The following is a 26,290-nucleotide window of genomic DNA, read 5'->3' on the forward strand; positions in this document are numbered from 1 at the left end:
CGGACAATCGCAACAAAAAAGCGACCATCACTTGCAGATGGTCGCTTTTTTGTAACATGCATACTGTTACTCGTATTTCTTCAGGAAGAATAATCCCAACGTACCCAGACCGGTATGCGAGCTGATTGTGGAGCCGATCGTATTCACATAGATGCGGCGCGGATGGAAATGCTCTTCGATGTATTGACGGATTTCCTCTATCGCTTCAGCATCGTCGCTATGACAAAGGAAGACATTCTGTTCCTGAATCATATCCGCCTCATCGCGCAAGCGTTCGTACATCCGATTCATGACTTTTTTGCGTCCGCGCAGTTTTTCGACGGGAACCAATTCACCGTTGATGACTTCCAATAAAGGTTGGATATTCAGCAATCCTCCAAAAAAGGCGCTGGACTTCGAAAGCCGCCCGCCATCAGCAAGGTAGTTCAGATCCTTGACGGTGAAAAGGGATACGACATTGGCAGCCGTGAAACGGACACGTGATTCGATCTCATCCAAAGTAAAACCTGCTTCGCGCATTTCGATTGCTTCGACGACCGACAAGCCTTCACCGACGGAAGCGCTCATGGAGTCGACCAAGCGCAGATCAAAATCCGGGAATTCCTCTTTCAGTTGCTGATGAGCCAGATAAGCCGCTTGATAGGTGCCGGAAAGTTTAGCCGAAAGGGAGATGTAGATGCCCGATTCGCCGGCTTCGGCCGCTTTCCGGAAACCGGAAAGGAATTTTTCCAAGGACACTTGACTCGTTTTCGGGTGGCCACCGCGTCCAATCATTTCATAGACTTTGTCGGCTTGTATTTCGATCATGTCTTCGTATTCGCCCGTATCCAGCAAAGTGGTCAAAGGGAAGACTTCCACATCATTTTCCTGCAGATAAGCATAAGCCAGATCACAAGCACTATCGGTAAATATTTTCATCAGTAACGCCTCCTCCAGCGCGAGTTTCATCACGGGATATTCCGTGGACTACTCTACATTATAACATGTTTCATCCGTTTGGAAAATTTCAGCGCTACGACTTCGTGAAGCGGACTGGAGCCGCTGCAAAAACAAAGGCTCAACCATTCTCTTCGCCCAGTTCCTCTTTGATCAGCAGCGCCGTCTTTTCCGGGATACCCAACGCTTTGATGTCTTCGTAGCTGGCTTCGCGGATGCTCTTCATCGTTTTGAAATGCTTCAGGATCTTCGTGCGGGTTTTCGGTCCGACACCTTCAATCTGGTCCAATTGCGAAGCGATGCTGTTCTTGGCGCGGATTTGGCGATGGAAAGTGATCGCGAAGCGGTGGACCTCTTCCTGGATCCGCTGCACGAGATGGAAAGCCTGACTGTTCGGACTGAGCTCCACGATTTCATCCTTCTCGCCGAAGATGAGCGAGGAAGTCTTGTGCTTCGTGTCCTTGACCATGCCCGCTACCGGGATGTCCAATCCGAGCTCGTCCTCCAGCACTTCCTTGGCGGCATGCACCTGAACCTTGCCGCCGTCCATCAGGATCAGATCCGGCATGGCGCGGCCTTCGCGCAGCAAACGGCTGTAGCGGCGGCGGATGACTTCCTGCGTCGTCGCGAATTCATTGCTGCCTTCGACCGTCTTGATTTTGTATTTCCGGTAGTTTTTGCGTTCCGGCTTTCCGTCCCGATAGACGACCATCGCCGAGACCGGATTGGTTCCCTGGATGTTCGAATGGTCGAACGACTCGATAACCTCCAGATATTCGATGCCGAGCGCCTCGGAAAGTTCCTGGATGGCGCCGACCGTCTTGTGGGTGTCACGCTCGATCAGCATGAACTTTTCCGTCAGCGCCAGTTCGCTGTTCGTGATCGCCAGTTCGAGGATGCTGCGCTTGCTGCCGCGGACAGGCGTGTGCACTTTCGTTCCGAGCGCTTCCTGCAGCAGTTCCGTGTCGACGCCTTTCGGCACGAGCACTTCCTGCGGCAGGATATGATTGGGATCCTGATAGAACTGCATAATGAAGGAAGCCAGCTCTTCTTCAGGCGTATCGTAGCAGGGGAAAAGGGCGGCTTCGCGCTTGATGATCGAGGATTGGCGCAGCAGGAAGACTTGAATCGACAGCCAGCCTTTGTCCATATGGAAGGCGAAGACGTCGCGGTTCGTGTAGTCGCGCGACATGACCGTCTGTTTTTCCACAGTCGCCTCGATGTAGCTGATCTGATCGCGGTAATCGGCAGCCTGTTCGAAATTCAGGCTTTCTGCGGCGCGGTGCATTTTTTCGCGCAGATCTTTCTTGATCTCCTTGACGTCGCCATTCAGGAAAGCGGCGATGCGTTTGATCTGGGCATCGTATTCCTCTTTTGACACCTCATGATCGCAGCAGCCGATGCATTGGCCCATATGGTAATAGAGGCAGGCGCGTTTCGAATTCTTGGCGCACTTGCGCAACGGATAGATTTTCTGGATGAATTCCTGCGTCTCCGTCGCCGCGTAGACGTGCGGATAGGGTCCGAAGTAGATGCCGCCGTCATCCTCGACCGTCGAAGTGATGATGAGCTGCGGATCTTTTTCGTTCGTGACCTTCAGATAAGGATACATTGTCCCTTGTTTCAGTTTGATGTTGTATTTGGGCTGGTAACGCTTGATCAGGTTGATCTCCAGCAGCAGCGATTCCTTGTTCGTTTTGGTGACGATCGTTTCGAAACGGTCAATGTCCGCGACCAACAGCTGCGTCTTGCCTTCGTGCTTGCTGTGGAAGTACGATTTAACTCGGTTCTTCAGATTTTTGGCCTTGCCGATGTAGATGATTTCGTCATCCTTGTCCCGCATGATGTAGCAGCCGGGCAAGTCGGGCAGCAGCGCTAATTTTTGGTTGATTTCTTCTCTGCTCATCCGTTTCAATCCTTTTACTTTTCGTTGAGAATAGTATACCATGAATGGAAACATACGTTCAGTCGTTTGATTCTGAACGCAGTCATTTTGGGGACGATAACCGCCTCTCCAGCAAGGAAGTGCAAACAGTGTGATCAAGCAAATAAAATATGAAAAGTGGCAGCGTCAAACCGCTCTCTTTCTGGGCAGCCAGACGATTTCCCTGTTCGGCTCGTCACTTGTCCAATACGCAATATTCTGGTACCTGACCTTGGAAACACAATCCGGCGTCATCATGACCTTATCGACCATCTTCGGCTTTCTGCCAACTTTCTTCATCTCGCCATTCGCCGGGGTGTGGGCCGACCGCTATAACCGGAAGCGCCTGATCGTCCTTTCCGACGGCATCATTGCGCTCTCGACTTTGGTGCTGGTCCTGCTGTTCTTGGCGGGGCAGCGTTCCATCTGGATTCTTTTGGCGACATCGGCCATCCGCGCATTGGGTGCGGGCATCCAGATGCCGGCGGTCGGCGCCATCCTGCCGCAGATCGTCCCTGAAAAGGAGCTGACCCGGATCAACGGGCTAAACGGCAGCATCCAGGCTGTCGTTATGCTGGTTTCGCCGATGATCAGTGGCGCGCTTTACCAATTTGCGCCGATGGAAGGTATCTTTCTGATCGATATAGTGACAGCTGCTTTGGCGATCGCTATCCTCGTGTTCTTCCTGAAAGTCCCTACGCATGAAAAAGCCAGCCAGGAACAAGTCAGCAATTACTTGCAGGACATGAAGCTAGGCTTCAGCTATATCCAAAATCATACTTTTATCAAAAGGTTGTTCCTCTATTTTTCGCTTGCTTTCTTCATGGCAGCACCGGTGTCGTTCCTGTCACCGCTGCAGGTTGCACGCTCATTCGGCGATGACGTCTGGCGCTTGACGGCGATCGAAATCGCCTTTTCGATCGGGATGATCGGCGGCGGCCTCTGGATCGCGTCATGGGGCGGATTCAAGAATCGGATCCATTCCATCGCGGCCGCGATTGCGGTAATGGGTTTGTGCTCTTTCGGGATGGGCGTCATCCCGAACTTCTGGATTTATCTCTTCCTGATGGGCTTGGTCGGACTTTTCATTCCGCTCCTGAACGCTCCGAGCATGACGCTCTTGCAGGAAAAGGTCGAAGAAGATTTCCTCGGACGCGTCTTCGGCGTCCAAAGCATGGTCGCAAGCGCAATGATGCCTTTAGGGATGCTGGTATTCGGGCCGCTGGCGGACCGGATGGCAATCGAAATCCTGATGGCCGTATCGGGCCTATTCCTGATGGTCGTGGCCTTCTTCGCCATCCGCGACCGTGTCCTGCTTGAAGCAGGCAAACCCGAACCTTCGGACACCGGAAAAGAATCAAACTAAAGACTGGAGCTGCCGTATTCGGCAGCTCTTTTTTGTGGATGTCCGATACTTTGCGTTAATCGGACAAGCAGCATCCGCAGCGCAAGACGAGCAGCAAAGCATGAATGTCGGCAAACCACAAAGAAGAACCCGTCCTAAAATCGGACGGGTTCTTCTTAAATTAATCAGTTTACAAACCGCATTTCAGCTGTGCGCCGCAGTTGGTACAGGTGTTGCAGCCGCCCAGATCTTCGACCGTCCCTTGACGGCAGATCGGGCAAGTGTCGCCGATTTCGTTGCCGATTGTGACGTCGGTAGCTTCGAGATTGGCTATCGAATCAACCAGGAAAGTCTTGTCCTTGTTGATTTTGACGTGCTCTTTCTCTTCCTCGAGCTTGCCTTCCTCATCCCAGACATTTTCTTCGGCTTTCAGCGTCAGTACCTGGGAATCACGGCTGCCGTCCACATAGACTGTTCCGCCTTTGGCACCGCCCAAGTAAAGGCGCTCGTAGATCTTTTCGACCTGATCGACAGTGTAGCCTTTCGGTGCGTTCACCGTTTTCGAAATGGAGCTGTCGACCCAGCGTTGAATCGTTGTCTGCACATCGACGTGCTCTTCGGGCGCAAGTGTCATGGCAGCCACGAAGTAATCAGGCAAGTTCTTCGGATCGGCATCTGGATGGCGATCCAGATATTCTTGGACGATATCCGCCTTCACTTCGATGAATTTGCCGAGACGCCCGCTGCGGTAATACGTGAATGAGAAGTAAGGCTCGAGTCCGGTGGAAACACCGGCCATCGTCCCGGTCGATCCGGTAGGTGCCACTGTCAACAAGTGCGAGTTACGGATGCCATATTTCAGGACGCCTTCGCGGATGTGTTCAGGCATTTTTTTCATATAGCCTGTATTGATGAAACGTTCGCGCAGGATCTGCGTCTCTTTACCGCTCTGTCCGACCAGGAACGGGAAGCTGCCGCGCGTTTTCGCCAACTCGATGCTTTCCTCGTAGGCCGCCACAGCAATCGTTTCGAATACTTGATCGATCAGCTGCAGGCTTTCCAGTGAACCGTAACGGACGCCGCAATAGATCAGCATGTCGGCCAAGCCCATGATTCCCAAGCCAATCCGACGTTCGCCAAGGGCTTGTTTTTTGTTTTCCTCCAGGAAGTAAGGGGTGGAGTCGATGACATTGTCCTGCATATGGATACCGGTGCGGACGGTCTGCTCCAATTTGGCGAAATCGACCATCTGCAGATCCTTGTTGACCATTTCAGCCAAGTTGACTGCCGCTAAGTTGCAGACGGAATAGGCTGCCAATGGTTGTTCGCCGCAAGGGTTGGTGGCAACGACTTTTTGACCATAAGCTGTTGCGTTCGTCATCTTGTTGGCGTTGTCGATGAAGAAGATGCCAGGCTCCGCCGCATAAGTGGCGCAGACATTGATCAGCCGCCACAATTCACGGGCTTTGACGGTCCGGTAGGTGCGGACAGCATTGCCGGTAGCTTCCCATTCGCGGACATCGCCGCAGTTGGTCCATTCGGCATCATAGTGCGCCATCGCATCCGCGTCGTAATGTTCGACATCCGGGAAACGCAACGCATATTCCTCACCCCGCATCACGGCGTCCATGAAGTCGTCGGTGATGCAGACGGAGATGTTGGCGCCGGTCAGGAATTCAGGATTGTTGACGCTGTAGGTGCCTCCATCGCGCAATTTCTTCTCGGCTTCATGGATGACCGATGCATCAAATCCGCCATGCCCCGGGATGTGTTTGTAGTTGACGATACCTGTGTACATGTTGATTTCTTTAGGTGAAAATGGTTTGAAATGTAGCTTCTCCTTCGCCAACATGCGGATCTGTTCATCTTCGAAGTTTTCGATGATGTAGCGAAGGATGCGCGGATTCTGCATTTTCGAAATGATGAACTCAAAGATATCCGGATGCCAGTCGGCCAACATAATCATCTGGGCACCACGACGGGAACCGCCTTGTTCGACCAAATGCGTCAGCTTGGCGATGTCATCCATCCAGGAGACGGATCCGGAAGAGCGGCCATTGACGCCTTTTACGATTGTATGGCGTGGGCGCAACGTCGAACCGTTCGAACCGACGCCTCCACCACGGCTCATGATTTCCATGACTTTTTTGCGGTGATCGGAAATGCCACCGCGCGAGTCGGGCACGAAAGGCATGACATAACAGTTGAAATAAGTGACATCGGTACCCGATCCGGCGCCGTAGAGCACGCGTCCGGCCGGGATGAAATTCAAGGCTTTTTGTTCTTCATAGAATTTCAGGAAAGCTTCATGGCGCAGTTCCGGCGTGATTTCTACCTCAGCCAAGCCATGAGCATTACGCATCGCGATCTGTTCGTAGAAAAGCTCCAGTGGTTTATCCAGCGTCAGGATCCGGCGCGTCACGATGCCGCCTTCTTCGACTTCGAAATCATCGATGTTGTGCTGGTACTCCGCGGAAACTCTGATGCGTGCCGTCTGTTCCTTAAGGTTGATGGAGAGTATGGTGCCGGTTCCTCGAGCTGGGTATTTAGGATCCTCTTTGACCGTCAAAATAACCAGATCCCCTTCGGAAAGGGTCTCCTTTGTGGAATCCTTGTAGGAGTAACGATCCAGCATGACGAGGCGGGACACGCCTTTATACGTGACGTGCATATCTTCCGTGATCGGAAACACATGCGGGAACCGCTCGATGTCCTTGTTCAATTTTTCGAATCCTGCTTTAAATGTGGTCTTTGTTGCATCCACAATAATCACTCCTTCATTTATGGCGAAAACACTAGATGTTGTGCTGTCGGTTTGTTTCTCATACCATATATGTTAATTCTGTTCGCCAGATAAATCAAGGGGAACAATCGGAGAGTTGTATTTTGAAAATGGATGAAAACGTTGTTTGGGTGGACGAGGATGGGTTTGTAATAATATATCGGCCAATAAGAAGAGGACATTGTGCGTCGGAAGGCGATGTCGGCTGATGCAGAGAGAATGAATGCCGAACAGCCGAGACAGGACGCGGATGTCGACTGATCGAATACCGAAAACCGCAAAACACCCGACAGTTCACCAATGTGTCGGACGTCAGCCCAAGACTGAATGCGGAATAGTACCCGGTCAACCCTCCCGAAAGCTATAATAAAGACAGAAAGAACAACATCCGAAAGGAGCCCAAGCATGAACGATAAAGAACGCTTCGCGGATATGATCCGCAAATCAAAACGCATCGTCGCCTTCACAGGGGCGGGTATCAGCACGGAGAGCGGGATCCCTGATTTCCGTTCGGCGGGCGGGCTGTTCGACAGGCTGAGTGGTCGCCATTTCACTGGCGAAGAGACGCTCAGCATCGGTTTTCTGGAGACGTATCCGCAACTTTTTTTCCGTAATTATGCGGAGCACTTCAACTTTTCGCAGGCGCGCCCGAACGCAGGGCATCGCTTTTTTGCGGCGCTTGAGCAGGCAGGCAAAGAAGTCACCGTCGTCACGCAGAACATCGACAATCTGCACCAGTCAGCCGGCAGCCGCGCTGTCATCGAGCTGCACGGCAATGGGACGAGATGGCGGACGTTCGAAACAGCCGAAGCCACCGAAACCACCCAAATCAGCATCGACACACAAGGCATCCAGCGCGATCCCCAAGGCCGGATGGTGCGTCCGGACATCGTGCTCTACGGCGAGATGCTCGACGAGGAGGCGATGGAGCGCGCGGCTGCAGCAATCGGCGCCGCGGACATGCTTGTCGTCATCGGTACCTCGTTGGCGGTCTATCCGGCCGCGAATTTCGTCCATTATTTCAAAGGACCGTACGCAGTCCTCCTGAACCGTACACCCGTGCCGCAGTCATTGAACTTCCAGTTGACCGTCCAGACCGACGCCGGCGCTTTTTTGGCGGACGTCTGGAAAGAATTTTTTGAAAAATGAACCAAACTGCGCCTTGATGGAAATGGCATTCAGGAAAGGGGACATCATTATGACGAAGCTGAGACAGCTGGCGAGGTATCTGGTCTATTCCTACGAAAACCATACAGCAGCCCGGTTCGGCGACAATGAGCTGAAGTTGCAGACGATGCTGTATTTCGCGCAGCGGGAATGTTTGGCGCTGGTAGGGGAGCCGCTGTTCGACGGAAACTTCGAAAACTGGGCAGAGGGGCCGGTGCTGCCGGAACTGCACTTCTTCTTCGTGGAAGGCTATGATCCGTTCGAACCGCTGGAGATGAAGAAGTTGACGGAGCGCGAACAGTTTATCCTCGATCGCGTCGTTCTTTCCTACGGGCAGTACGAAGGCTGGTATCTGGCGGATTTGACGCGCCGCGAAACATCCTGGCGCAACAGCAGATCGGATCCGGCGGCTGAATCTGCCGAGCCCAAACTGCTGGAGATTGCGGATATGCGCGAGGATGCAAAAAAAGTACGGTTGTATGATCCGTTGTTTGATGTTTATCTGGATGAATTTGAGGATTTTGAAGGGGAGGTACTGAAATCATGAACGAAACGCAAGCTTATATCGGTACCATCGTTAAGGCCCGGTTTGCTTATCACGATTTAAATACGGACAAAATCGCCTTCAAATCGCGTCCGTTCCTGATCATCGGTGCGGAATACGATGAGTTGCCTTGCGATTTCACGGCCTTCCCGATTTCGAAAGTGTCCGCCAGCCAGAACGTCGATCCGGTCCACGACATCAAAGTAGCAAAAGAGCTCTACCCCAAACTGAGCCTGAACGCGGCTGTCTCCTACATCCGTGTCCATAAAATCCAGACGATCCACAGCTCGCAGCTTGCGATCGGGATCCAGTCCTCACTCAGCGAGGACTACCCGGACCTCTATGCCGAGGTGAAGGCAGCTTATCGAGATTTTTCCGGCGGGCTATTTTGACTGAGCCGAACAAAATCGGCGCGAAAACCAGGACGCAAAAAACTGGATAGCGGAGGTCAAGCAGACCCCCATCTATCCAGTTTTTTTGCAACAGTTTATACAATTCAGCTACTTACGCCTAAGCTTCCGGCAAGGAGAGTCCTCCTGCTAAGTAGGGATTGTTTGCTCATTTCTATTTCACACCATTTCCCTTTGTCGGGAAGGTAGCGACAACAGTGCCGTTAGCATCATTGAAAACGACTCGTTTTGAAGTCACTGTCACGGTGATGTCCAATATAGCAGCAGTTGCAGTAAGCTCAGCCAGAATGGCTTGTTTATCAGCTTTCGTAAGCTGGTTCACACTTTTAGCTCCTCGTGCGTTCACGACAGCTTGTGCATTATTGATGTGGTCAATGACTTGATTCGCTTCTTCAGCAGTCACATCATTGGACCTCAAATAATTTTTTGCTTGCTGCACATAATTGGAAGGTAAGCTACTGGATACCAAAGTTTTAATGATATCATTTTCAGTTGCAGCTGCAACATTCGCTTGCACTCCGAAGAATAATACGAATGCAAACAATAGTGATACGATGATTTTTTTCATCTATTTTTCACCTCCTCTCAATGCAAATGTCCCACGATGTTGAATCAGTATTGTTCCATTTCGGCCGCATAGGTGCGGTTCTGGCGGTAGACTACGCGTTTGGCCTTACTGATCAGACTGTAGCCAACAAGGCAGGCTACCCCCAAAAAGAAGACCAGTGCTCCGGAGACCAGCAAGACTACAGTGTAATGCATAGCTAACGCGCGAAGGGCGGTGTTGATGTAATCCGCTGAAACGGTGATGCGCTGCGGAATCTTGAGACTCAACGCCACGGATGCTGGGATGATGACGAAAGCCGATCCGGAAACGAAGCTGCTGCCGATCCAGATCAGGGAACGATGAGGCAGTTTCCAGTTCAAACCGACGAGTGCCCCGGCAATCAAAAAGAAGGCCAACGGTACGAGATAGAAATAAGCAAGAACGGTTTGCAGTATTTTTCGGAAGTTCTGGAATTGCGGATAAGCAATGACATTATCCAGATTTAACAAGATCGTATGGCTGCCGAAAAGAGCGGTGGCTTCATCGATTACCGCGGCAGTCTGCGCTTGCAAGTCTTTATCGAACGGCCGGTTGTGATCTGCGGCATAATTTTCAACATAAGCCATCACAGGCTCTTCGAACATACTGCGATCGGCCGCCGCCTCATAGGTAGAGTCGGGGGCAACCAGATAGTTGAGTGCTTGTTCATTGTTCGCGCGGGTAAGCTGTCGCAAAGCATATTGATCCATCGCGGCTTCCGCGAAAACTTCCTCAGGTATGGACGTTTCCAAACTCAACGACTTGAATTTAGCGGACAGGCTTTCCTCTATTTGAGTGTAGTAGGGGCTGTCTGCCAACTGTTGATTGAGGTCTTTTGCGTTTAACAGGACGTGCTTCATGAAGAGGATTCCGATCAAGGCAGCCACTACAAACATCAGCAAAAAGCTGAGGATCACTCGGCCGATTTTTTTTAGGTTGCGCATCACGATTCTCCTTGAAAATGAATTTCCGAAAGGGATGGGCCTTCGACCAGTTTTGCGGTAACGACATATCTGTCAGGGGTATTGCCGATGTAATCGAAAGGATAATTGGTGTATAAAGTTAAAATCTGATCTTGGGAAGGCGCCAGAATGCTTTCGTCGGTATTGCTCTTGATTTCGATGGTGCTGATTGCATATACATAAGTTCCGTAGGTCAGTTCCAGGCGGATTGCATCGCCGATCTTCGCTTCGCCAAGCGTCTTGAATACCGAATTGGTGTGCCCGGTGATTACGGTGTTGCCAATGTCACCCGGGAACACGGAACCGTAATATTGGCCGGCCCCATCCGACAATTGCGTTGCATCGTCACCGACGAAAATCGGCGAGATAATTCCTGCCGCATCCACGCGCAGCGTTCCGTATTCATCCCCGTATTTTGGGAAAGAAAGCTGGGTCGCTTTGGCTGCTTCCTCCCCAACCTCGTTGTGGTTACTCAGATTCGTCTGCGCAACGGCGACTTCCTGCGGGAAAAACATCCGCGAAAAGTAAAAAGCGTGAGCGATATTATCAGAAAAAGCCAAGCAAAGCAGCGTGACGCCGGATGCGAAAAGCAGTATCGGAATGCCGACCAGCATACCGATCCTCCGCCGTTTTGCCCGATTTTTTTGACTTATTTTATTGTTCATGACCATGCCACTCCATTCAGTTTTGGTACGTGTTGAAAATATAGAAGGAAACAGAAAACGCCGTTTCAATTTCGGATGCCATATTATTATTTCATGGATGATATGCTTCCAGTCGATTATAGTCTTAAAGGACTATGGACGACTTTTATTGTAGTCGTGAGAAAGGAAAGATAAGAAAAGCTGAACGGGTTCGTTCAGCCCTGAAAGAAATTTAGGAAATCTGTCCGACTGAGCATCGAAGAGCGCAATAGGACAGATTTATCTAATTTCCGAAGGGCTAACCCGTGAAGCTGGACATCATTTTAGATGCATGAAACATTTTGCAAACTTGTGAAACACCTACGGTGATGCACTTTTGAGTTAAAAAAATTTTATAAATTCCTATCTCACAAAAAAAGCACAATGAAAATCAGTTGGAATGATTTTCATTGTGCTTTTTTTTAGGTGTACCGGTTGATTTCGACAAAACAAAAAGCTGGCACTCCCGAATGGAGTACCAGCCTTTTGTCGGACAATAGTTAAAAGTTTTTAAGGAGAATGGGGGATTCGAACCCCCGCGCGCCTTTCGACACCTAACGCATTTCGAGTGCGTCCTCTTCAGCCGGACTTGAGTAATTCTCCATAAAATATATTATAGCGCTTTTCAGCTGATCAGAAAAGAGGAATTTTAAAAAAAGTCACGAAAATGCAGAAAGCAAATAATGAGGGATCCAATTCAACAGACACGCGGTAAGAGAAAAGTGAAAGGTATTCTTCCTAGGGAGATTAAATTATGGTAATATGAAAACCTATGTACTCATTTTATTGTAATTTTTGCATACATCAGGAGGAATTTGAATTGTATAAATTAATGAATCACTGGTACAAGCTGAGTCTTGTCAAACGTATCATCGCCGGTTTGGTCATCGGTATCATTCTTGCTGTCACTATACCGGACATAGCAAAACCGATCACAATTTTTGGTGCGTTGTTTGTCGGAGCTTTGAAGGCAATTGCACCCATCTTGGTATTTTTCTTGGTAGCATCTGCGATTTCGCAACATAAAAAAGGTCAACAGACGAACATGAAGTCTGTTATCGTGCTGTACCTTTTAGGAACGTTCTTGGCGGCACTCGTAGCGGTTGTCGCAAGCTTCCTCTTCCCGGTGACTTTGACATTGGGTTCCGGCGTCGAGGATGTCACTGCTCCAGGCGGTGTGGTGGAAGTCCTGAAGGCTTTGTTGTTGAACGTTGTGGATAATCCAATCAAGGCGCTTTTCAATGCCAACTACATCGGCATCTTGTCTTGGGCTCTCATGCTCGGTTTTACTTTGAAGAACGCTGCGGCTTCAACCAAGTTGATGCTGTCCAATGTTTCTGATGCATTGACGGAAATGGTCCGGATTGTCATTGCCTTCGCTCCTTTGGGAATCATGGGTCTTGTTTTCGATGTCATCTCTACAAGCGGAATCGGCGTATTACTGGGCTATGGCAAACTGCTTGCGGTGCTGATCGGCTGTATGCTGTTCGTCGCTTTGGTCGTCAACCCGATCATCGTCTACATCTATATCCGTTCCAATCCTTTCCCGCTCGTCTTCAGATGTTTGAGGGAAAGTGGCATCACTGCTTTCTTCACACGAAGTTCGGCTGCGAACATTCCTGTCAACATGACCCTTTGCGAGGACCTGGGATTGGACAGGGACACGTATTCGGTTTCCATTCCGCTTGGTGCAACGATCAATATGGCAGGTGCGGCGGTGACGATTTCCGTCCTAACCTTGGCAGCAGTCCAAACCTTGGGTATCCCTGTTGATTTCGGTACTGCCCTCATCCTCAGTATCCTGGCAGCGATCAGTGCTTGTGGAGCATCGGGTGTTGCTGGTGGGTCACTGTTGCTTATCCCGTTAGCAGCAAGTTTGTTCGGTATCCCGAACGATGTGGCTATGCAAATAGTCGGTGTCGGTTTTATCATCGGCGTCCTTCAAGATTCCTTTGAGACAGCTCTTAACTCATCGACTGATGTCCTTTTCACTGCGACAGCAGAATTTGCGGAGCGACGCAAGCAAGGCATCAAAATCTGATTCAAAACCGTAAAGCAAAAAAACCACTGATCCCTATGTCGGGTCAGTGGTTTTTTTGGATCTGTAGATTGATTACTATCTGGTCTGGCATCAATGAGGCTGTGACTATCGAATACCAGACAGATGTGTGATTTCTCGGCAGTTCGCAACGCCATCCTAGCCGTATGCCCGATAGAAGGGCAATCTGTCGGGTGTTTTGCGGTTTTCGGTAATCAATCAGTCGACAGATGCGTGACCTCTCGGCAGTCCGCGAGATACAGAAGAACCGAAACACAGTACAGTGGCCGTCTCGAAACGAGACGGCCACTGTACTGCACAGAACTTTAAACTTGTTTACTGAAGATTCATACTGAAATCAGTCTTCTGTTCCTAAAATTTGATTAATCTCTTGTGATAGCAAATCTGCTTTACCGCCGAATACAGCTTGGATGCCGCCTTGGACTTCGAAAACAGCAGTTGCTCCGAGATTCTTGATGGTATTTTTATCTACGATCGCACCGTCTTTCACGGAAACACGCAGACGGGTTGCACAAGCAGTGACGGATTCGATGTTCGCTTGATTTCCTAATGCTTGAATGATGATTTGGGCTTCATCATTTAATGTAGAAGCCTTACCTGAAGGTGCGACCGGCATGTTTGCGTCAGTTTCTGATTCATCCATACCAGGTACCATCACTTTGAATTTCGTGATCAGGAAGCGGAATACGAAATAATAGATCAATGCCCAAATGATTCCGACCGGGATAACCCAGATCCAGTTTGTTTTGGCGTTGCCTTGCAACGGCCCGAACAGCAAGAAGTCGATCAGTCCACCGGAGAAAGTGTTTCCGATACGGATGCTCAGTAAGTCAGCTACGTAGAAGGAAACGCCATCAAGGAAGGCATGGACCACATACAACCAAGGTGCGACGAACAAGAACATATATTCAAGTGGTTCAGTAATACCGGTCAAGAATGAAGTCAGGGCACTACTGAAATAGATACCGCCATTTGCTTTGCGGTTTTGTTTCGGAATGGAGTGGTACATGGCTAAAGAAGCAGCCGGCAAACCGAACATCATTGTAGCGAAACGACCTGCGAAGAAGCGCGTTCCGTAAGTGAAAAGACCTGTATGATTTGGATCGGCCAATTGCGCGAAGAAGATGTTTTGGGCACCAGCAATGGTTTGACCCGCTACAACTTCGCTTCCGCCCAAAGAGCTATACCAGAACAGCGGATAAATCGTATGGTGCAAACCGACTGCGCCTGTCAAACGAAGCAAAAAGCCGTACAAGAACGTTCCGAAACTGCCCATAGCTGCGATGGCTGTACCAGCGGATGTCAGTGCACCTTGGATCGGTGGCCAAATCAGGTAAAAGAATGCGCCGAGAATGATAGCTGCAAAGGATGCTGCAATCGGAATAAAACGCGAGCCTCCGAAGAACCCCAAAAACTGCGGCAATTCGATTTTACGATAACGATTATGCAGGAAGGCAACAGTGCTCCCGACAGCGATTGAACCAACAACCCCTGTGTCGATTGAAGCGCCTTCTGCGGAAAATAATTGCAGAAAACCACTGATGGTTGCGACGAAAACAACATAACCGACACCGCCGGCCAAACCAGCAGTTCCTTTATCTCCGTTCGCGAGACCGACAGCGACCCCGATGGTGAAGATGAGCGCCAAATTGGCAAAGACGGCATTTCCGGCAAAACTCATGATGCTCAGGATCGTCTGCAACCATTCAATGTCAAGGAACGGATAGGCGGCCAAGGTGCTTGGGTTGGTCAATGCGCCACCGAAACCCAGTAAAAGGCCGGCAGCGGGCAGAATGGCGATCGGGAGCATCATGGCTCTTCCGACTTGAGAGAATTTTTTAAACATGTTTTTCACTCCTTATTTTAAGTTGTCAACGAAACGTTTCGCAATTTCTTTTGGCCGTGTGATGGCACCTCCTACGACAATTCCTGCTACACCCAATTCCTGGATTGCTTTAGCTTGTTCAGGCGTATGGATTTTACCTTCGGCGATGACATCCACACCGGCTTCCACCAGTTTTTTCATCAAGTTGATATCCGGCCCATCCTGTGGGGTGCTTTCCGCTGTGTAACCGCTTAGCGTTGTGCCGATAAAATCGATTCCTTCATTGAAAGCGTTGATTCCTTCCTCAAAGGTGGCGATATCCGCCATGAACAATTGATCGGGATATTTTTCTTTAATTTCTTTGATGAAGGCATTGATTGTTTTGCCGTCATAGCGTTCCCGCAAAGTGCAATCCAAGGCAATGACTTCTACACCCGTTTCAACCAATTCATCGATTTCCTTCATGGTAGCCGTAATAAATGGTGCTTGAGGGGGGTAATCACGTTTGATGATCCCGATGATCGGTAAATCAACTTTTTCCTTAATTTGTTGAATATCCCTTACCGATTCGGCACGAATTCCGACTGCACCAGCTTGTTCAGCTGCAAGAGCCATCAAAGGCATGATGCCGCCTTCTTCTGTGTATAAAGGTTCTCCCGGTTGCGCTTGACAAGAGACAATAATGCCGCCACGGACCTTATTGATGAAATCTTCCTTCTTCATGGATATTTCCTCCGTTATTTATTTTATTACGGAGTTTATCTCCGTAAATGAAATATAGCACACGCTTTCATGTTTGTAAACAGGTAATTTGCATTTCTAAAAGTTCGTGTATAATGAGAGACATAAACAGGAAAAGGACTGACTTTATGGGACTAGCTCAACTGATTCAAGAAAAATATCACGCGTTGACGAAATCCGAGAAACGGATTGCGGATTACTTATTGAAAAATCAAGAACAGGCTGTGTATCAGACAATGAAGGATGTGACCGAGGCGGTAAAAGTAGGCGATGCCACGCTGATCCGCTTTTCCCAGAAGATCGGCTTCCATGGCTTTTCTGATTTGAAAATTGCTATTGCCAAGGAGGAATTCACCAGCCAGTATGAAAGTGATAATGACCATCAATTTTACGATCGGATTTTGGAAAACCAAGTCAAAGTTTTGGAATCGACCCGACTGTTACTCGATTCGGAAGTGGTTCTGCATGCGATCGAAGCCCTCACGAAAGCAAAACGGATCTACATCATCGGTGTTGGATCGAGTGGTTTGTCGGCGGCTTCGCTGGAAAAGATGTTGCTCAGGGTTGGTGTGCATGCGAACCATATCGTAGATCCGCATTTTCAAGCCCATGCCTTAGCCTTGCTAGGACCGGAAGATCTCGTGATCTGTTTCTCATTGAGCGGCCGTACCAAGGATATCTACGATTCTTTGAAAATAGCCAAAGAAAATCATACGCCTATCATTGCGATCACTAATTTCTTATCTTCGCCCATTGCTGCCTTAGGTGATATTGTCCTGCAGACCGCCAATGAGGAATTCTTTGACGGTGGATCGTTGGCCGGGAAAATATCACAATTGTATATTTCGGAGACGCTGGTACGGGGATATGAAATAAAAAATAAAATCAAAACAGTCGAATTACGGGAAAAGGTGTTGCGATCCATTATTGATAAAACCTTGGATTGATTTTGCAGCATCATTGCGCAAAACTATGCTATGCTAAAAGGGAACCGTGAAGCTAGACGAGCGGGGGTCGACTGGAGCGAGCGGAGTAAGAGTGGTAGTGCCAAAAATTCTATGGAAACTGCCCCAAATAACGAGGTGATGTGAAAAACCAAGCCCTGCTATTCAAAGTTAGGTGAAACAAACGCTCTTGACAACCGAGCCAATGGTTTCTTCCTTTGCCGTCAAGGGCGACGGTATACAAAAGGAGCAGCACAAAGTAGCCCTTGGCTTAGCTAATTTTAAACCATTGGCTTTTCGGATTGTAAAGAGTACGCTCCGCCGTGTGTTTAGTTTATTGGTTCTCTCTTTTTTTAGAGGGCTCCGGTGCCAAAAGTTAAGGGGTTTGGTCCATCAGCCAATCTTGGGATAAAGAGATTAATTTTGTCCATTTAGCCGGCATGTTGGGAAGTTTGTCCAGCTCAGGAATCAACACGGGTACCTTCTTTTCTAAGGCAGCGTGCGGTCTCAAAAAGTTGAAGTACACACAGAATAAGGTCACGAAAGAGACTGATCCCTGTTGGGATCCGAATCCGGTGGTCGCTCTGTAATTGCCTTTGAATGTTCGGTTCAACCGTTCGATGATTTGTTTTAACGGTCGGTATTCCTTTGACACCGGATCATTATTTGTAAGTCCGATTACTTGCTTCACGTCAAAGGGGATGCCGTGTTGGGCATAGTAGTGTTGAGCCAGAAGGTAGATGGGGTTGCCGTCGACGATGAAAGTTAGGTCCTCCGGTATCTGGGGCATCTTTTTGAAGACTTCGCGCAAGGCATAAATAGCGGATTCCGTATCTCGGTTTGGCGAAACATAGTTCGACAAAATTATTTTTTTGACGGCATCAAAGAAGAAAAACAAATAGTTCCAGCGACCGCCAACGCGGATGTAAGTCTCATCTCCGCAGAATTGATCGGATAATTCGTAAGGATAGTTCTCCAGGAACGGCTTCAGAACCACGGATGTACTGGAAGCGTAGTTGAGTATGGTTTGACCTGAGATTCTGACATTATGTACATCGTACATAAGTGCCGCTGTTTTTCTGGCCGAAAGACCGTAGTTTACGTGGTAGGTCAGTATCAATCCCAGAGTATGGGGCGAACAATGGATATTGGCCAGATTCACCTTCGGTTGAATGACTGAATCCTTTGAGATCGGATGAAAAGGAATATTGAATTGGCGGAAGAGATAGTGCATCTTGAATTGTTGGGAATCCTTCTCAAACAATTCTTTTTCTTCCGGAGTCAATTCTTTCAGCCTACGCAAGTAATAAGGACAGTCCGCTCTTTTACACTTGTAGACATCGAATCCATTGCGGTCTTTGATTTTCTCCAACGGATGTGAGCAATGCGGACACTTTAAAATGGCTTCTTTTGAATAACGGTTTTTAGGGTTGAATAAGGCGTCACAGACTTTACAGTTGCATTGGCCTTTGGAGCCATTATTGGCGTAGAGGTAGTCCGAGGGAGCGTTGCAGCGTGGGCAGGTTGTATTGAGGTCTAGGTTGATTTTAACGCCATTGCGGCGTTGAATAGGCTGGAGAACTTTCCCAGTTTTTTCGAAATGAGTTTGGAGAAGCAGCTGATAGTCCAACTTTTCAACTTTTTCAATCAAAGGCAGTTCATCGACTTTGAGCTTCTGGTAATTTAAATTATCCGGAGCAGTTAACTGAGGCATACGGGAATTTTTCGTCAACAGGATTACTAGGTTAATTAACGCAAGAATAATCATTCGTTGACGCTTGATAATATCAACTAAATAGGTTAATAATAGAGGTAGCAACTTGTCATCTTCCTTTCTTTTGGGGAAATAGTGCGGTGTCGTTACCATTACTATTAACCAAAAATTGGGGGGTGGCAAGTTGTTTTTGTCGTTAACCCCGTTAAATCAACGAAAAAATACAAAATTGAACGTCTGGCAGAGCTAAACTTTGACAGTACGGTAAGAGTCGTAGGAGGATGATTATGGGGGAAGATAAGCAAGCGGACATTAAGCAGCCGAAAAGTCCGATCAACAAGGAAATCATGAACATCGCGTGGCCGGTTCTGATCGAACTGGTCCTGAGTTCGTTGTTCGGGATGATAAACATGATGATGTTGGGGAATATCGCGGATCATGGCTATGCTGCGGCAGCTGTTGCGGCAGTTGGGGTGACGAATCAGCCGTTGTTCCTCGGACTGGCCGTGGTGCAGGCTTTGAATATCGGCGGCACAGCTTTGATCGCCCGCTATTTCGGAGCCGGAAAACATGACCGAATGGAAAACGTCATGAAGCATGTCATGATCATCAGTATGATCCTTTCCGCTCCGTTAGCCCTGGCTGCCTTTATCTATGCCGATCAGATCATGGCTTTCATGGGCGCACAACAGGATACGATTGAAGTCGGGCGGATCTATTTCCGCATCATCTGCATCAGCTATCTCCTTCAATCCTTTAATTTCAGCATTTCCGGATCCTTGCGCGGCATCGGCGAAACGCAGATTCCGATGGGTGTGAACCTGCAAGCAAATTTTCTGAATGTGATCGGTAATGCGCTACTGATATACGGCCTTTTCGGTGTTCCGGCGTTAGGCATCCAAGGCGCAGCGATTTCGACAGTCATTGCCAACACAGTGGCGTGCAGTCTGCTGATTCGCTATTTACGCTCGGGCAAGAGCAAATTAAATTTTTCTTTCGCTCATCCGTTCCATTTTTCGATGAAAACAATGAAAAGTTTGGCCAAAATCGGACTGCCTTCAGCGCTGGAACAATTAGCGCTGCGTTCCGGGATGATTCTGTTTATCCAGATCGTGTCGGGCCTGGGGACAGTCGTCTTTGCCGCCCATAACATCGGCATGAACATCCTGACGCTATCATTCACACTTGGGCAAGCCTTTGGGATCGCGGCTTCTTCGTTAGTCGGTAGAGCATTGGGTGCCGGCGATGCAAACCTGGCCGAAAAATATGCTTCACGCACCGGCAAAATCGGCAGCATGTGTGGTGCCATACTCGGCTTGGCCTTCTTCTTCGGCGCCGAGTACATCGTCAGCTTCTATTCCAGCGATCCGGAAATCATTCGGAATGCCGCGATCGCCATCCGCGTGGCGGCCATCACGCAGCCCTTCCAATCGCACCAGCTGATTGTTGCGGGTTCGCTACGCGGGGCAGGGGATACGATTTTCCCGCTGATCTCGACCTTCCTGGGGATATTGATCATCCGGGTAGCGGCCGCTACGTTCTTTGTGCAGGTGCTCGGACTGGGTATCCTCGGTGCCTGGTTGGCCGTTATGCTGGATCAGATCATTCGTTGGTTCCTGATCGCGATGCGTTTCCAGTCCGGCAAATGGAAAAGGATGAAGTTGGCCTAACTTCGCTTAAGTTCGATCGGAATAAACAGGCTCATTTGTGCATGCCAACAAATTTAATCAGTTTTCATTTATCCGCCTCTTTCTGAAAAGAGGCGGATTTTTTTCACATACATTAGCGAAAAATGGTATAATATCAGATGAGAGAGCGGTTACAAGTCGGGGCGTGAAATCCGTATTTGGGACACCGAAATAAAGGAGGATGACGAGTATGGGAGGACAATTGATACTGATTCGGCACGGAATCGCAGAAGAGCGCACACCTGAGGGGGATGACTTCTACAGAAAACTGACGGAAGCGGGAGTGGAGGAAATGACAGCATTCCTTCCCGACATCGCACCCTTACTGACCGAGGACGGTAACTTGAAGATATGGACAAGCCCGTTACTGCGGGCGCGTGAGACTGCTGAATTGGTTGCGGAAGCTACTGCTGTCGAAGAAATCCAACCACAGGAATTTTTGGCGACCGGTGATTTCGTAGCCTTCATGGATGCATTGAAACAGGAGGACGAGGGTTTCAATTTGGCGCTTGTCGGTCACGAGCCTTATATGAGCAGCTGGACGAAAGAATTGATCGGGGCGGCGATCCCGTTCAAGAAAGGAGCGGTAGCCTTCTTTACTGTCGACTTGACCGAGGATCCGATCGGCAATCTGGAATGGCTGTTGGCGCCGGGCGAATCGGCGAAACGCAAACACGAAGCCGCCGCCGCCAAAATGCGTGCGGTCGATAAGCACGAAGGGACGGCGGATTGCAGCCCATGCGTTGGCGAAGACACATTATACGCCAGCATCATCAAAGACCAGCTGGCAGGCATTCAGCTGGCCTATGCCGCTTATCAGCAGGATCCCGTCGAGCCGGAATCGGCGCATGCGCTGCGTGTGGCAATCCGACAGCTGCGGGCTTTATTGAACTTCAACAAGGCGAACGGCGAAGAAAAATATTACCGGGAAGCGGGTGAAGACTGGCGCGAAATCGCCACTACCTTCGGTTACCTGCGCGAGCTGGATGTGCTGATGGAAGAATGCCGCGAGCTGCGCGGGTTGTACCCGGAGATGCTGGCCGAGGACGGCCAAGTCATGACCTGGCTGATGGAAGAACGCCAAGGCGAGCAGGACAGTATCCAGGAACTGATCACGATCGGAGCCTTAACCGAACGCATCCTCGATGCTGAAGCCGCTACGGACCAGTTCCTGAAAACGATCCAACTGGATGATGCCCAGCAGAAAAAAGCGACGATCAAGAAACTCGAAAAAATGAAGAAACGCCTGATGCGCAAGTGGGAAGAGGTAGATTTCTCCAACCATGAACAGACCCACAGCCTGCGCATCAACGCCAAGAAACTGCGTTACGCCGCGACCTACCTCGCGCCGATCCTGGGCGAGAAGGACAAGGACACCATCAAAGAAATGAAGAAAGTCCAAACTGCACTTGGTACGCTCTGCGACCTCGATATCAACGGCCACCTGCTGCTGGAGATGGCCGACAAGACCGACGATCCCAATCTGCAGCACCACTTCAGAAAACTCAGCGAACACCAATTCCAGCGCAGGGAAGCGATATTGAACGACGAAGCAGATTGAACATAAAAAGAAGCCCGTCCAATAACCGGTTCAAACGGTCATTAGACGGGCTATTTTTTGGCTGTTAAGCTTCTGTAACGGGTGTCTCGACAGCAGCCGGACTTGATTCGGCAGACTTGGCATCTTTGTAGCGGCAATAGCTCGCGAACAAAGAGCCGGTCACATTGTGCATGATTGAATAGATGGCGCCAGCCATGGAAGCTTGCGGCGCATTGAACGGCGCATTCAGTGCCATGCTGGAAGCAAGTCCAGAGTTCTGCATGCCGACTTCGATCTGCATGGCGCGTGTCGATGCCACATCGACTTTCAAGAGTTTGCAGACGCCCCAAGCGAAGGCATAACCGCTTGAATTATGCAGGAAAGTCACGAAAGCGATCAGCAATCCGGAATGCATAATCGTTTCTTTGTTGACGGAGACGACTGCCGCAATAACGAGTAGGACGCCGATGGATGAGAAGGTCGGCAGCACGGAATAATACGAAGCAATTTTTTTTCCGAACAAGGAGTTCAAAATAACCCCAAAAACGACCGGCAGGAAAACGACCCTCAGAATCGACCAGAACATCGGCCAGAAGCTGATTTCGATGATTTCGCCGGCATAAAGCGAAATGTTCAGGGGCATGATGATCGGCGCCAGCATCGTCGAAATCGAAGTTGCCGTAACGGAAAGCGCCACATCACCATTGGAAAGGTAGGTCATCACGTTCGAAGCCGTGCCGCCGGGGCAGCAACCCAACAGAATTACACCCAAAGCCAGTTCAGGCGGCAGATTGAAGAGTTTCGTAAGCGCCCAACCGGCGAAAGGCATCCAGATGAATTGCATCAGGCTGACCATGGCCACATAAGCCGGACGGTGGAACACCTCCTTGAAATCACTGACCGATAAGGTCAAGCCCATGAAAAACATGATGATTTGTAGGAATAATGTCGTATAATTGCTTGCCCACACAAAGGATTGGTCGAAAACGAAAGCCGCCAATGCGACACCGATTACGATCCAGGTAAGATATTTGTTGAAGATTTGATTCACATTTGCCATAATTTCCCCTCTTTTCTTAAAGTGATAAACATCATGCTATAAAATAAACGAATGTTTAGAAAAGCGTGATAAACAAATATTAGAACTTGATGAGCATTATGTCAATCTTTATTATTCGATTGTTATAATTATTTCTGTATTTCCATTCATTGTGTATGCGGCTCAGAAATGAATGAGTCCCAAAATGCAGCTATACTTATTTTATCGACTCTGCTATCATGGTAGTTAGATTGTAAGTGTATACAGGAAAGGAGGTAACTCATATGGGAACAATGAAAGATGTAGCTGCTTTAGCCAAGGTTGGTGTCGGTACCGTATCGCGAGTGCTGAACAATTCCGGAGCCGTAAAAGAATCGACCCGCAGAAAAGTTGAAGCGGCGATGAAAGAGTTGAACTATATTCCGAACGCCTATGCGCGCGGATTGAAGATGAACAAAACCCACACGGTTGCGCTGATCATTCCGACAATCTGGCATCCATTTTTTTCGGAATTCGCCTATTATGTGGAAAGCAACTTAGCTGAACACAAATACAAAATGCTGTTGTGCAACTCGGATGTCAGCAGTGACAAGGAACTTGAGTATATCCAGATGGTTCAAGAAAACAAAGTCGACGGCATCATCGGCATCACCTATTCGGATTTGGATAACTTTGTCTCGTCGCATTTGCCCTTCGTCACCATCGATCGTCATTTCAAGGAAGAAACGGTTTGCGTCACATCGGACAACTTTCATGCAGGCCAGTTGGCTGTAGAAAAGTTGATTGAGAAGGGTTGTAAAAAACTCGGCTATGTCGGAACACATTCACGCTTTCCTAGCGAGACGACGAAGAGAAGGGATGGATTTGAGGCGCAGGCTGAACAGATGGGAGTTGCTTATGCCATCTACGATGGGGAAGACCCAGTCATGGAATTCAAGCAGGAGATCCGAACCTTTTTCGAAAAAAATCCGGATGTGGATGGTGTATTCGCCCACACCGATTTCATTGCTTTGGACATTCTGGAAGTTTTGGATGAACTGAAACGTAAAGTGCCGGAGGAAGTGCAGATCATCGGTTGTGACGGCATCAAGATGGAAGCCGGGCGTAAACAATTCCTGTCGACAATCCGTCAGCCAGTGGATCTGATGGCAAAAGCCGCAGTCGAAAAAATCATCCAGGTGATCGATGGCGAACCCGTCAAAACGAAGATCACGTTGCCTGTCCATTACCTAGAAGGATCGACGACAAAAAATGAAATTTTAAAATAATCTGTTTTTTGTATTGACAGAAAACGGTTACTGAATTATTATAGGTTTAAATCAAAAACATATTTTTTTGAAGCGAATTGGAAACGTTTCAATTACCGAATAAACGTTTCCCTATTTTTGAAATCGCGGGCAGGTTGGTGATTGAACAACCGCACCGATTTCAAAAGTAGCGTATCGATTCTTCATAATTTATTTTTTTGAACGAAATTGGAAACGTTTCAATATCTGGACGTTTCCGTATTTTTGAACGAAAGTGGAAACGTTTCAATTTTTAAAAGGAGGAGTTAGAACAGTCATGAAAAAAAGCCAGAAAAGCAAGCCGAAAAGAAGCACACAATCCAAATGGGAATTCATCAAACAGCACCGAATGCTCTATTATATGCTGTTGCCGGGACTGATACTCACGCTGGTATTCAAATATTTCCCGATGTACGGCATTCTCTTGGCTTTCAAGGACTACAATCCGCTGCAGGGTATTATGGGGAGTGAATGGGTGGGATTTGAAAATTTCGTCCAGTTCATCGACTCTCCCAACTTCGGAATTCTGTTGGAGAACACGCTCAAAATCAGTATATACGGACTTATTTTGGGATTTTTCCCGCCGATTCTCTTGGCATTATCTTTGAACCATCTGATCAGCACAAAATGGAAGAAGCGGTTCCAACTGATTCTGTACGCACCGAACTTCATTTCCTTGGTTATCGTTGTGGGGATGTTGTTCATGTTCCTGGCAGCTGATGGCCCGATCAATGGGTTTATAGAAAGCATTACCGGTTCGCGGATTACATTCATGACGGATCCAGATTATTTCCGAACGCTCTACATCCTATCCGGTATTTGGCAAGGTATGGGTTGGGCATCGGTGCTCTACACGGCGACATTGGCCAACGTGAGTCAAGATTTGATCGATGCAGCTCACATGGACGGCGCTAACATCCTCTATCGTATCTGGTACATCGATCTGCCTGCGATCCGACCGATCATGGTCATCCAGTTCATCCTTTCTGTAGGGGGCATCATGAATGTCGGCTACGAGAAAGCTTTCCTGATGCAGACATCGATGAACCTGCCTGTTTCGGAAATCATCTCGACCTACGTCTACAAAGTCGGTCTGCAGATGGGTGATTACGGGTATTCAACGGCAGTCGGACTATTCAATACAGTCATCAATATCATCTTGTTGCTGGCCGTAAATGCGTTAGCGAACAAAGTAAGCAATGATGATGCAGCTTTATAGAGAGGAGAACAAAAATGATAACATTGACAAAATTTGACCGCGGCGTGCTGCTGGTGAATCGCATTCTGATAGGCTTTCTGGTCTTGATAACCCTATCCCCTTTGTTGTACGTATTGATCGCTTCTTTCATGGATCCCTTCATCCTCCGCTCGCAAGGATTGAGTCTGAACCCAGCGAACTGGAGTATGGACGGCTATAAGAGGGTCTTACAGGATCCGGCCATCATCCGAGGTTTCGTGAATTCGATTTTCTATTCATTCACATACAGCGCATTGACTGTCGCGGTCTCCATTCTGACCGCCTATCCGTTGTCCAAACAGAAATTGGTCGGAAAACGGCCGATCACGATTTTCCTGATGATTACGATGTTCATCGGAGGCGGCTTGGTTCCAACTTACCTATTGGTGAAAAACCTGGGCATGCTGAATACGGTCTGGGCCATCATCCTTCCCGGCTCGATCAACGTCTGGAACATCATCCTGGCGCGAACGTACTTCAAACAACTGCCTGCCGAGTTGGAAGAAGCTGCGATTATCGACGGCGCCAATGAAATGCAGATATTCTTCAAAATCATGCTGCCGCTGGCGAAACCGATCATCTTCGTATTGTTCCTCTATGCTTTTGTGGGCCAGTGGAATTCCTACTTCGACGCCATGATCTACTTGAACGATGCAGATCTGCAGCCGCTGCAATTGGTGCTGCGGAAAATACTGATCCAAAATCAACCGCAACAAGACATGATCGGATCCGCCACTCAGATGGCAGAAATGGCGCAATTGGCCGAACTGATCAAATACTCGACAATCGTCATCTCCAGCTTGCCGCTTCTGGTCATGTATCCATTCTTCCAGAAGTACTTCGATAAAGGGATGATGGCAGGTTCACTCAAAGGTTAA

At 48.8% G+C, this 26,290-nt stretch carries 21 protein-coding genes and 1 tRNA gene; 11 read left to right on the plus strand and 11 right to left on the minus strand.

What is annotated here, in order from left to right; translation table 11 throughout:
- Nucleotides 1–66 precede the first annotated feature (66 nt).
- Together ACKPCD_RS05320 and uvrC are read right to left on the minus strand one after the other, a co-directional pair.
- Entirely contained in the window at nucleotides 67–918 is an 852-nt protein-coding gene (locus tag ACKPCD_RS05320) for a DegV family protein (RefSeq protein ID WP_321434224.1), read from the minus strand.
- 139 nt (nucleotides 919–1,057) lie between these two features.
- A complete protein-coding gene (gene uvrC, locus ACKPCD_RS05325; protein ID WP_086989488.1) occupies nucleotides 1,058–2,842 on the minus strand; it encodes an excinuclease ABC subunit UvrC in 1,785 nt (594 codons plus the stop codon).
- A gap of 130 nt (nucleotides 2,843–2,972) precedes the next feature.
- On the opposite strand from uvrC, the gene ACKPCD_RS05330 reads away from it, so the two are divergent.
- Complete coding sequence (locus tag ACKPCD_RS05330; protein WP_086989487.1) at nucleotides 2,973–4,226, plus strand: MFS transporter; 1,254 nt, start codon at nucleotides 2,973–2,975, stop codon at nucleotides 4,224–4,226.
- A gap of 169 nt (nucleotides 4,227–4,395) precedes the next feature.
- Here the strand turns inward: ACKPCD_RS05330 and ACKPCD_RS05335 are convergent, their stop codons facing one another.
- A complete protein-coding gene (locus tag ACKPCD_RS05335; RefSeq protein WP_407702690.1) occupies nucleotides 4,396–6,972 on the minus strand; it encodes a vitamin B12-dependent ribonucleotide reductase in 2,577 nt (858 codons plus the stop codon).
- Nucleotides 6,973–7,392: 420 nt separating this feature from the next.
- Between ACKPCD_RS05335 and ACKPCD_RS05340 the strand changes: the two genes are divergently transcribed.
- Genes ACKPCD_RS05340 through ACKPCD_RS05350 form a run of 3 tightly spaced genes read left to right on the plus strand, consistent with a single transcriptional unit; the run spans nucleotide 7,393 to nucleotide 9,090 of the window.
- Complete coding sequence (locus ACKPCD_RS05340; protein ID WP_321434226.1) at nucleotides 7,393–8,136, plus strand: NAD-dependent protein deacylase; 744 nt, start codon at nucleotides 7,393–7,395, stop codon at nucleotides 8,134–8,136.
- Nucleotides 8,126–8,701, plus strand: a complete 576-nt coding sequence (locus tag ACKPCD_RS05345; protein ID WP_321434227.1) for a Panacea domain-containing protein — start codon at nucleotides 8,126–8,128, stop codon at nucleotides 8,699–8,701. The genes ACKPCD_RS05340 and ACKPCD_RS05345 overlap by 11 nt, the downstream gene beginning before the upstream one ends.
- A complete protein-coding gene (locus tag ACKPCD_RS05350) occupies nucleotides 8,698–9,090 on the plus strand; it encodes a hypothetical protein (protein WP_321434228.1) in 393 nt (130 codons plus the stop codon). The genes ACKPCD_RS05345 and ACKPCD_RS05350 overlap by 4 nt, the downstream gene beginning before the upstream one ends.
- A 172-nt stretch (nucleotides 9,091–9,262) precedes the next feature.
- On the opposite strand, the gene ACKPCD_RS05355 is transcribed toward ACKPCD_RS05350, so the two are convergent.
- The 4 genes from ACKPCD_RS05355 to ACKPCD_RS05370 form a co-directional block, all read right to left on the minus strand.
- Nucleotides 9,263–9,676, minus strand: coding sequence for a hypothetical protein (locus ACKPCD_RS05355; protein ID WP_321434229.1), 414 nt, complete (start codon nucleotides 9,674–9,676; stop codon nucleotides 9,263–9,265).
- A 44-nt stretch (nucleotides 9,677–9,720) separates the two neighbouring features.
- Nucleotides 9,721–10,638: a hypothetical protein gene (locus ACKPCD_RS05360; protein WP_321434230.1), complete on the minus strand. Its 918-nt coding sequence runs from the start codon at nucleotides 10,636–10,638 to the stop codon at nucleotides 9,721–9,723.
- Nucleotides 10,638–11,321 (minus strand): class D sortase, encoded by a 684-nt coding sequence (locus tag ACKPCD_RS05365; RefSeq protein WP_321434231.1) that lies wholly within the window; start codon nucleotides 11,319–11,321, stop codon nucleotides 10,638–10,640. The genes ACKPCD_RS05360 and ACKPCD_RS05365 overlap by 1 nt, the downstream gene beginning before the upstream one ends.
- Before the next feature lie 531 nt (nucleotides 11,322–11,852).
- Nucleotides 11,853–11,942, minus strand: a tRNA-Ser gene (locus tag ACKPCD_RS05370).
- A 229-nt stretch (nucleotides 11,943–12,171) separates the two neighbouring features.
- On the opposite strand from ACKPCD_RS05370, the gene sstT reads away from it, so the two are divergent.
- Complete coding sequence (gene sstT, locus ACKPCD_RS05375; RefSeq protein ID WP_407702691.1) at nucleotides 12,172–13,380, plus strand: serine/threonine transporter SstT; 1,209 nt, start codon at nucleotides 12,172–12,174, stop codon at nucleotides 13,378–13,380.
- A 355-nt stretch (nucleotides 13,381–13,735) separates the two neighbouring features.
- On the opposite strand, the gene ACKPCD_RS05380 is transcribed toward sstT, so the two are convergent.
- Nucleotides 13,736–15,244, minus strand: a complete 1,509-nt coding sequence (locus ACKPCD_RS05380) for a PTS transporter subunit EIIC (protein WP_321434233.1) — start codon at nucleotides 15,242–15,244, stop codon at nucleotides 13,736–13,738.
- Between the two features lie 12 nt (nucleotides 15,245–15,256).
- Nucleotides 15,257–15,946 (minus strand): N-acetylmannosamine-6-phosphate 2-epimerase, encoded by a 690-nt coding sequence (locus ACKPCD_RS05385; protein ID WP_321434234.1) that lies wholly within the window; start codon nucleotides 15,944–15,946, stop codon nucleotides 15,257–15,259.
- Nucleotides 15,947–16,092: 146 nt separating this feature from the next.
- On the opposite strand from ACKPCD_RS05385, the gene ACKPCD_RS05390 reads away from it, so the two are divergent.
- Entirely contained in the window at nucleotides 16,093–16,911 is an 819-nt protein-coding gene (locus tag ACKPCD_RS05390) for a MurR/RpiR family transcriptional regulator (protein ID WP_321434235.1), read from the plus strand.
- A gap of 373 nt (nucleotides 16,912–17,284) precedes the next feature.
- Here the strand turns inward: ACKPCD_RS05390 and ACKPCD_RS05395 are convergent, their stop codons facing one another.
- Nucleotides 17,285–18,622: a DDE-type integrase/transposase/recombinase gene (locus ACKPCD_RS05395; RefSeq protein WP_321433154.1), complete on the minus strand. Its 1,338-nt coding sequence runs from the start codon at nucleotides 18,620–18,622 to the stop codon at nucleotides 17,285–17,287.
- A gap of 287 nt (nucleotides 18,623–18,909) precedes the next feature.
- On the opposite strand from ACKPCD_RS05395, the gene ACKPCD_RS05400 reads away from it, so the two are divergent.
- Together ACKPCD_RS05400 and ACKPCD_RS05405 are read left to right on the plus strand one after the other, a co-directional pair.
- Nucleotides 18,910–20,292 (plus strand): MATE family efflux transporter, encoded by a 1,383-nt coding sequence (locus ACKPCD_RS05400; protein WP_321434236.1) that lies wholly within the window; start codon nucleotides 18,910–18,912, stop codon nucleotides 20,290–20,292.
- Between the two features lie 208 nt (nucleotides 20,293–20,500).
- Nucleotides 20,501–21,871, plus strand: coding sequence for a CHAD domain-containing protein (locus tag ACKPCD_RS05405; protein WP_321434237.1), 1,371 nt, complete (start codon nucleotides 20,501–20,503; stop codon nucleotides 21,869–21,871).
- Between the two features lie 64 nt (nucleotides 21,872–21,935).
- Here ACKPCD_RS05405 and ACKPCD_RS05410 read toward each other — a convergent pair whose 3' ends face one another.
- On the minus strand, nucleotides 21,936–22,910 hold the full coding sequence (locus ACKPCD_RS05410; RefSeq protein WP_086990831.1) for a bile acid:sodium symporter family protein: 975 nt from the start codon (nucleotides 22,908–22,910) through the stop codon (nucleotides 21,936–21,938).
- A gap of 263 nt (nucleotides 22,911–23,173) precedes the next feature.
- Here ACKPCD_RS05410 and ACKPCD_RS05415 point away from each other — a divergent pair, with 263 nt between their 5' ends.
- The 3 genes from ACKPCD_RS05415 (at nucleotide 23,174) to ACKPCD_RS05425 (ending at nucleotide 26,290) form a co-directional block, all read left to right on the plus strand.
- The gene (locus tag ACKPCD_RS05415; RefSeq protein ID WP_321434238.1) at nucleotides 23,174–24,157 is read left to right on the plus strand and encodes a LacI family DNA-binding transcriptional regulator; all 984 of its coding nucleotides are present in this window, start codon (nucleotides 23,174–23,176) and stop codon (nucleotides 24,155–24,157) included.
- A gap of 295 nt (nucleotides 24,158–24,452) precedes the next feature.
- Entirely contained in the window at nucleotides 24,453–25,394 is a 942-nt protein-coding gene (locus ACKPCD_RS05420; protein ID WP_321434239.1) for an ABC transporter permease, read from the plus strand.
- A 14-nt stretch (nucleotides 25,395–25,408) separates the two neighbouring features.
- Nucleotides 25,409–26,290 (plus strand): carbohydrate ABC transporter permease, encoded by an 882-nt coding sequence (locus tag ACKPCD_RS05425; RefSeq protein ID WP_321434240.1) that lies wholly within the window; start codon nucleotides 25,409–25,411, stop codon nucleotides 26,288–26,290.

This window comes from Trichococcus flocculiformis, from assembly GCF_963662535.1.
GTDB classification, from domain to species: Bacteria; Bacillota; Bacilli; order Lactobacillales; family Aerococcaceae; genus Trichococcus; species Trichococcus flocculiformis.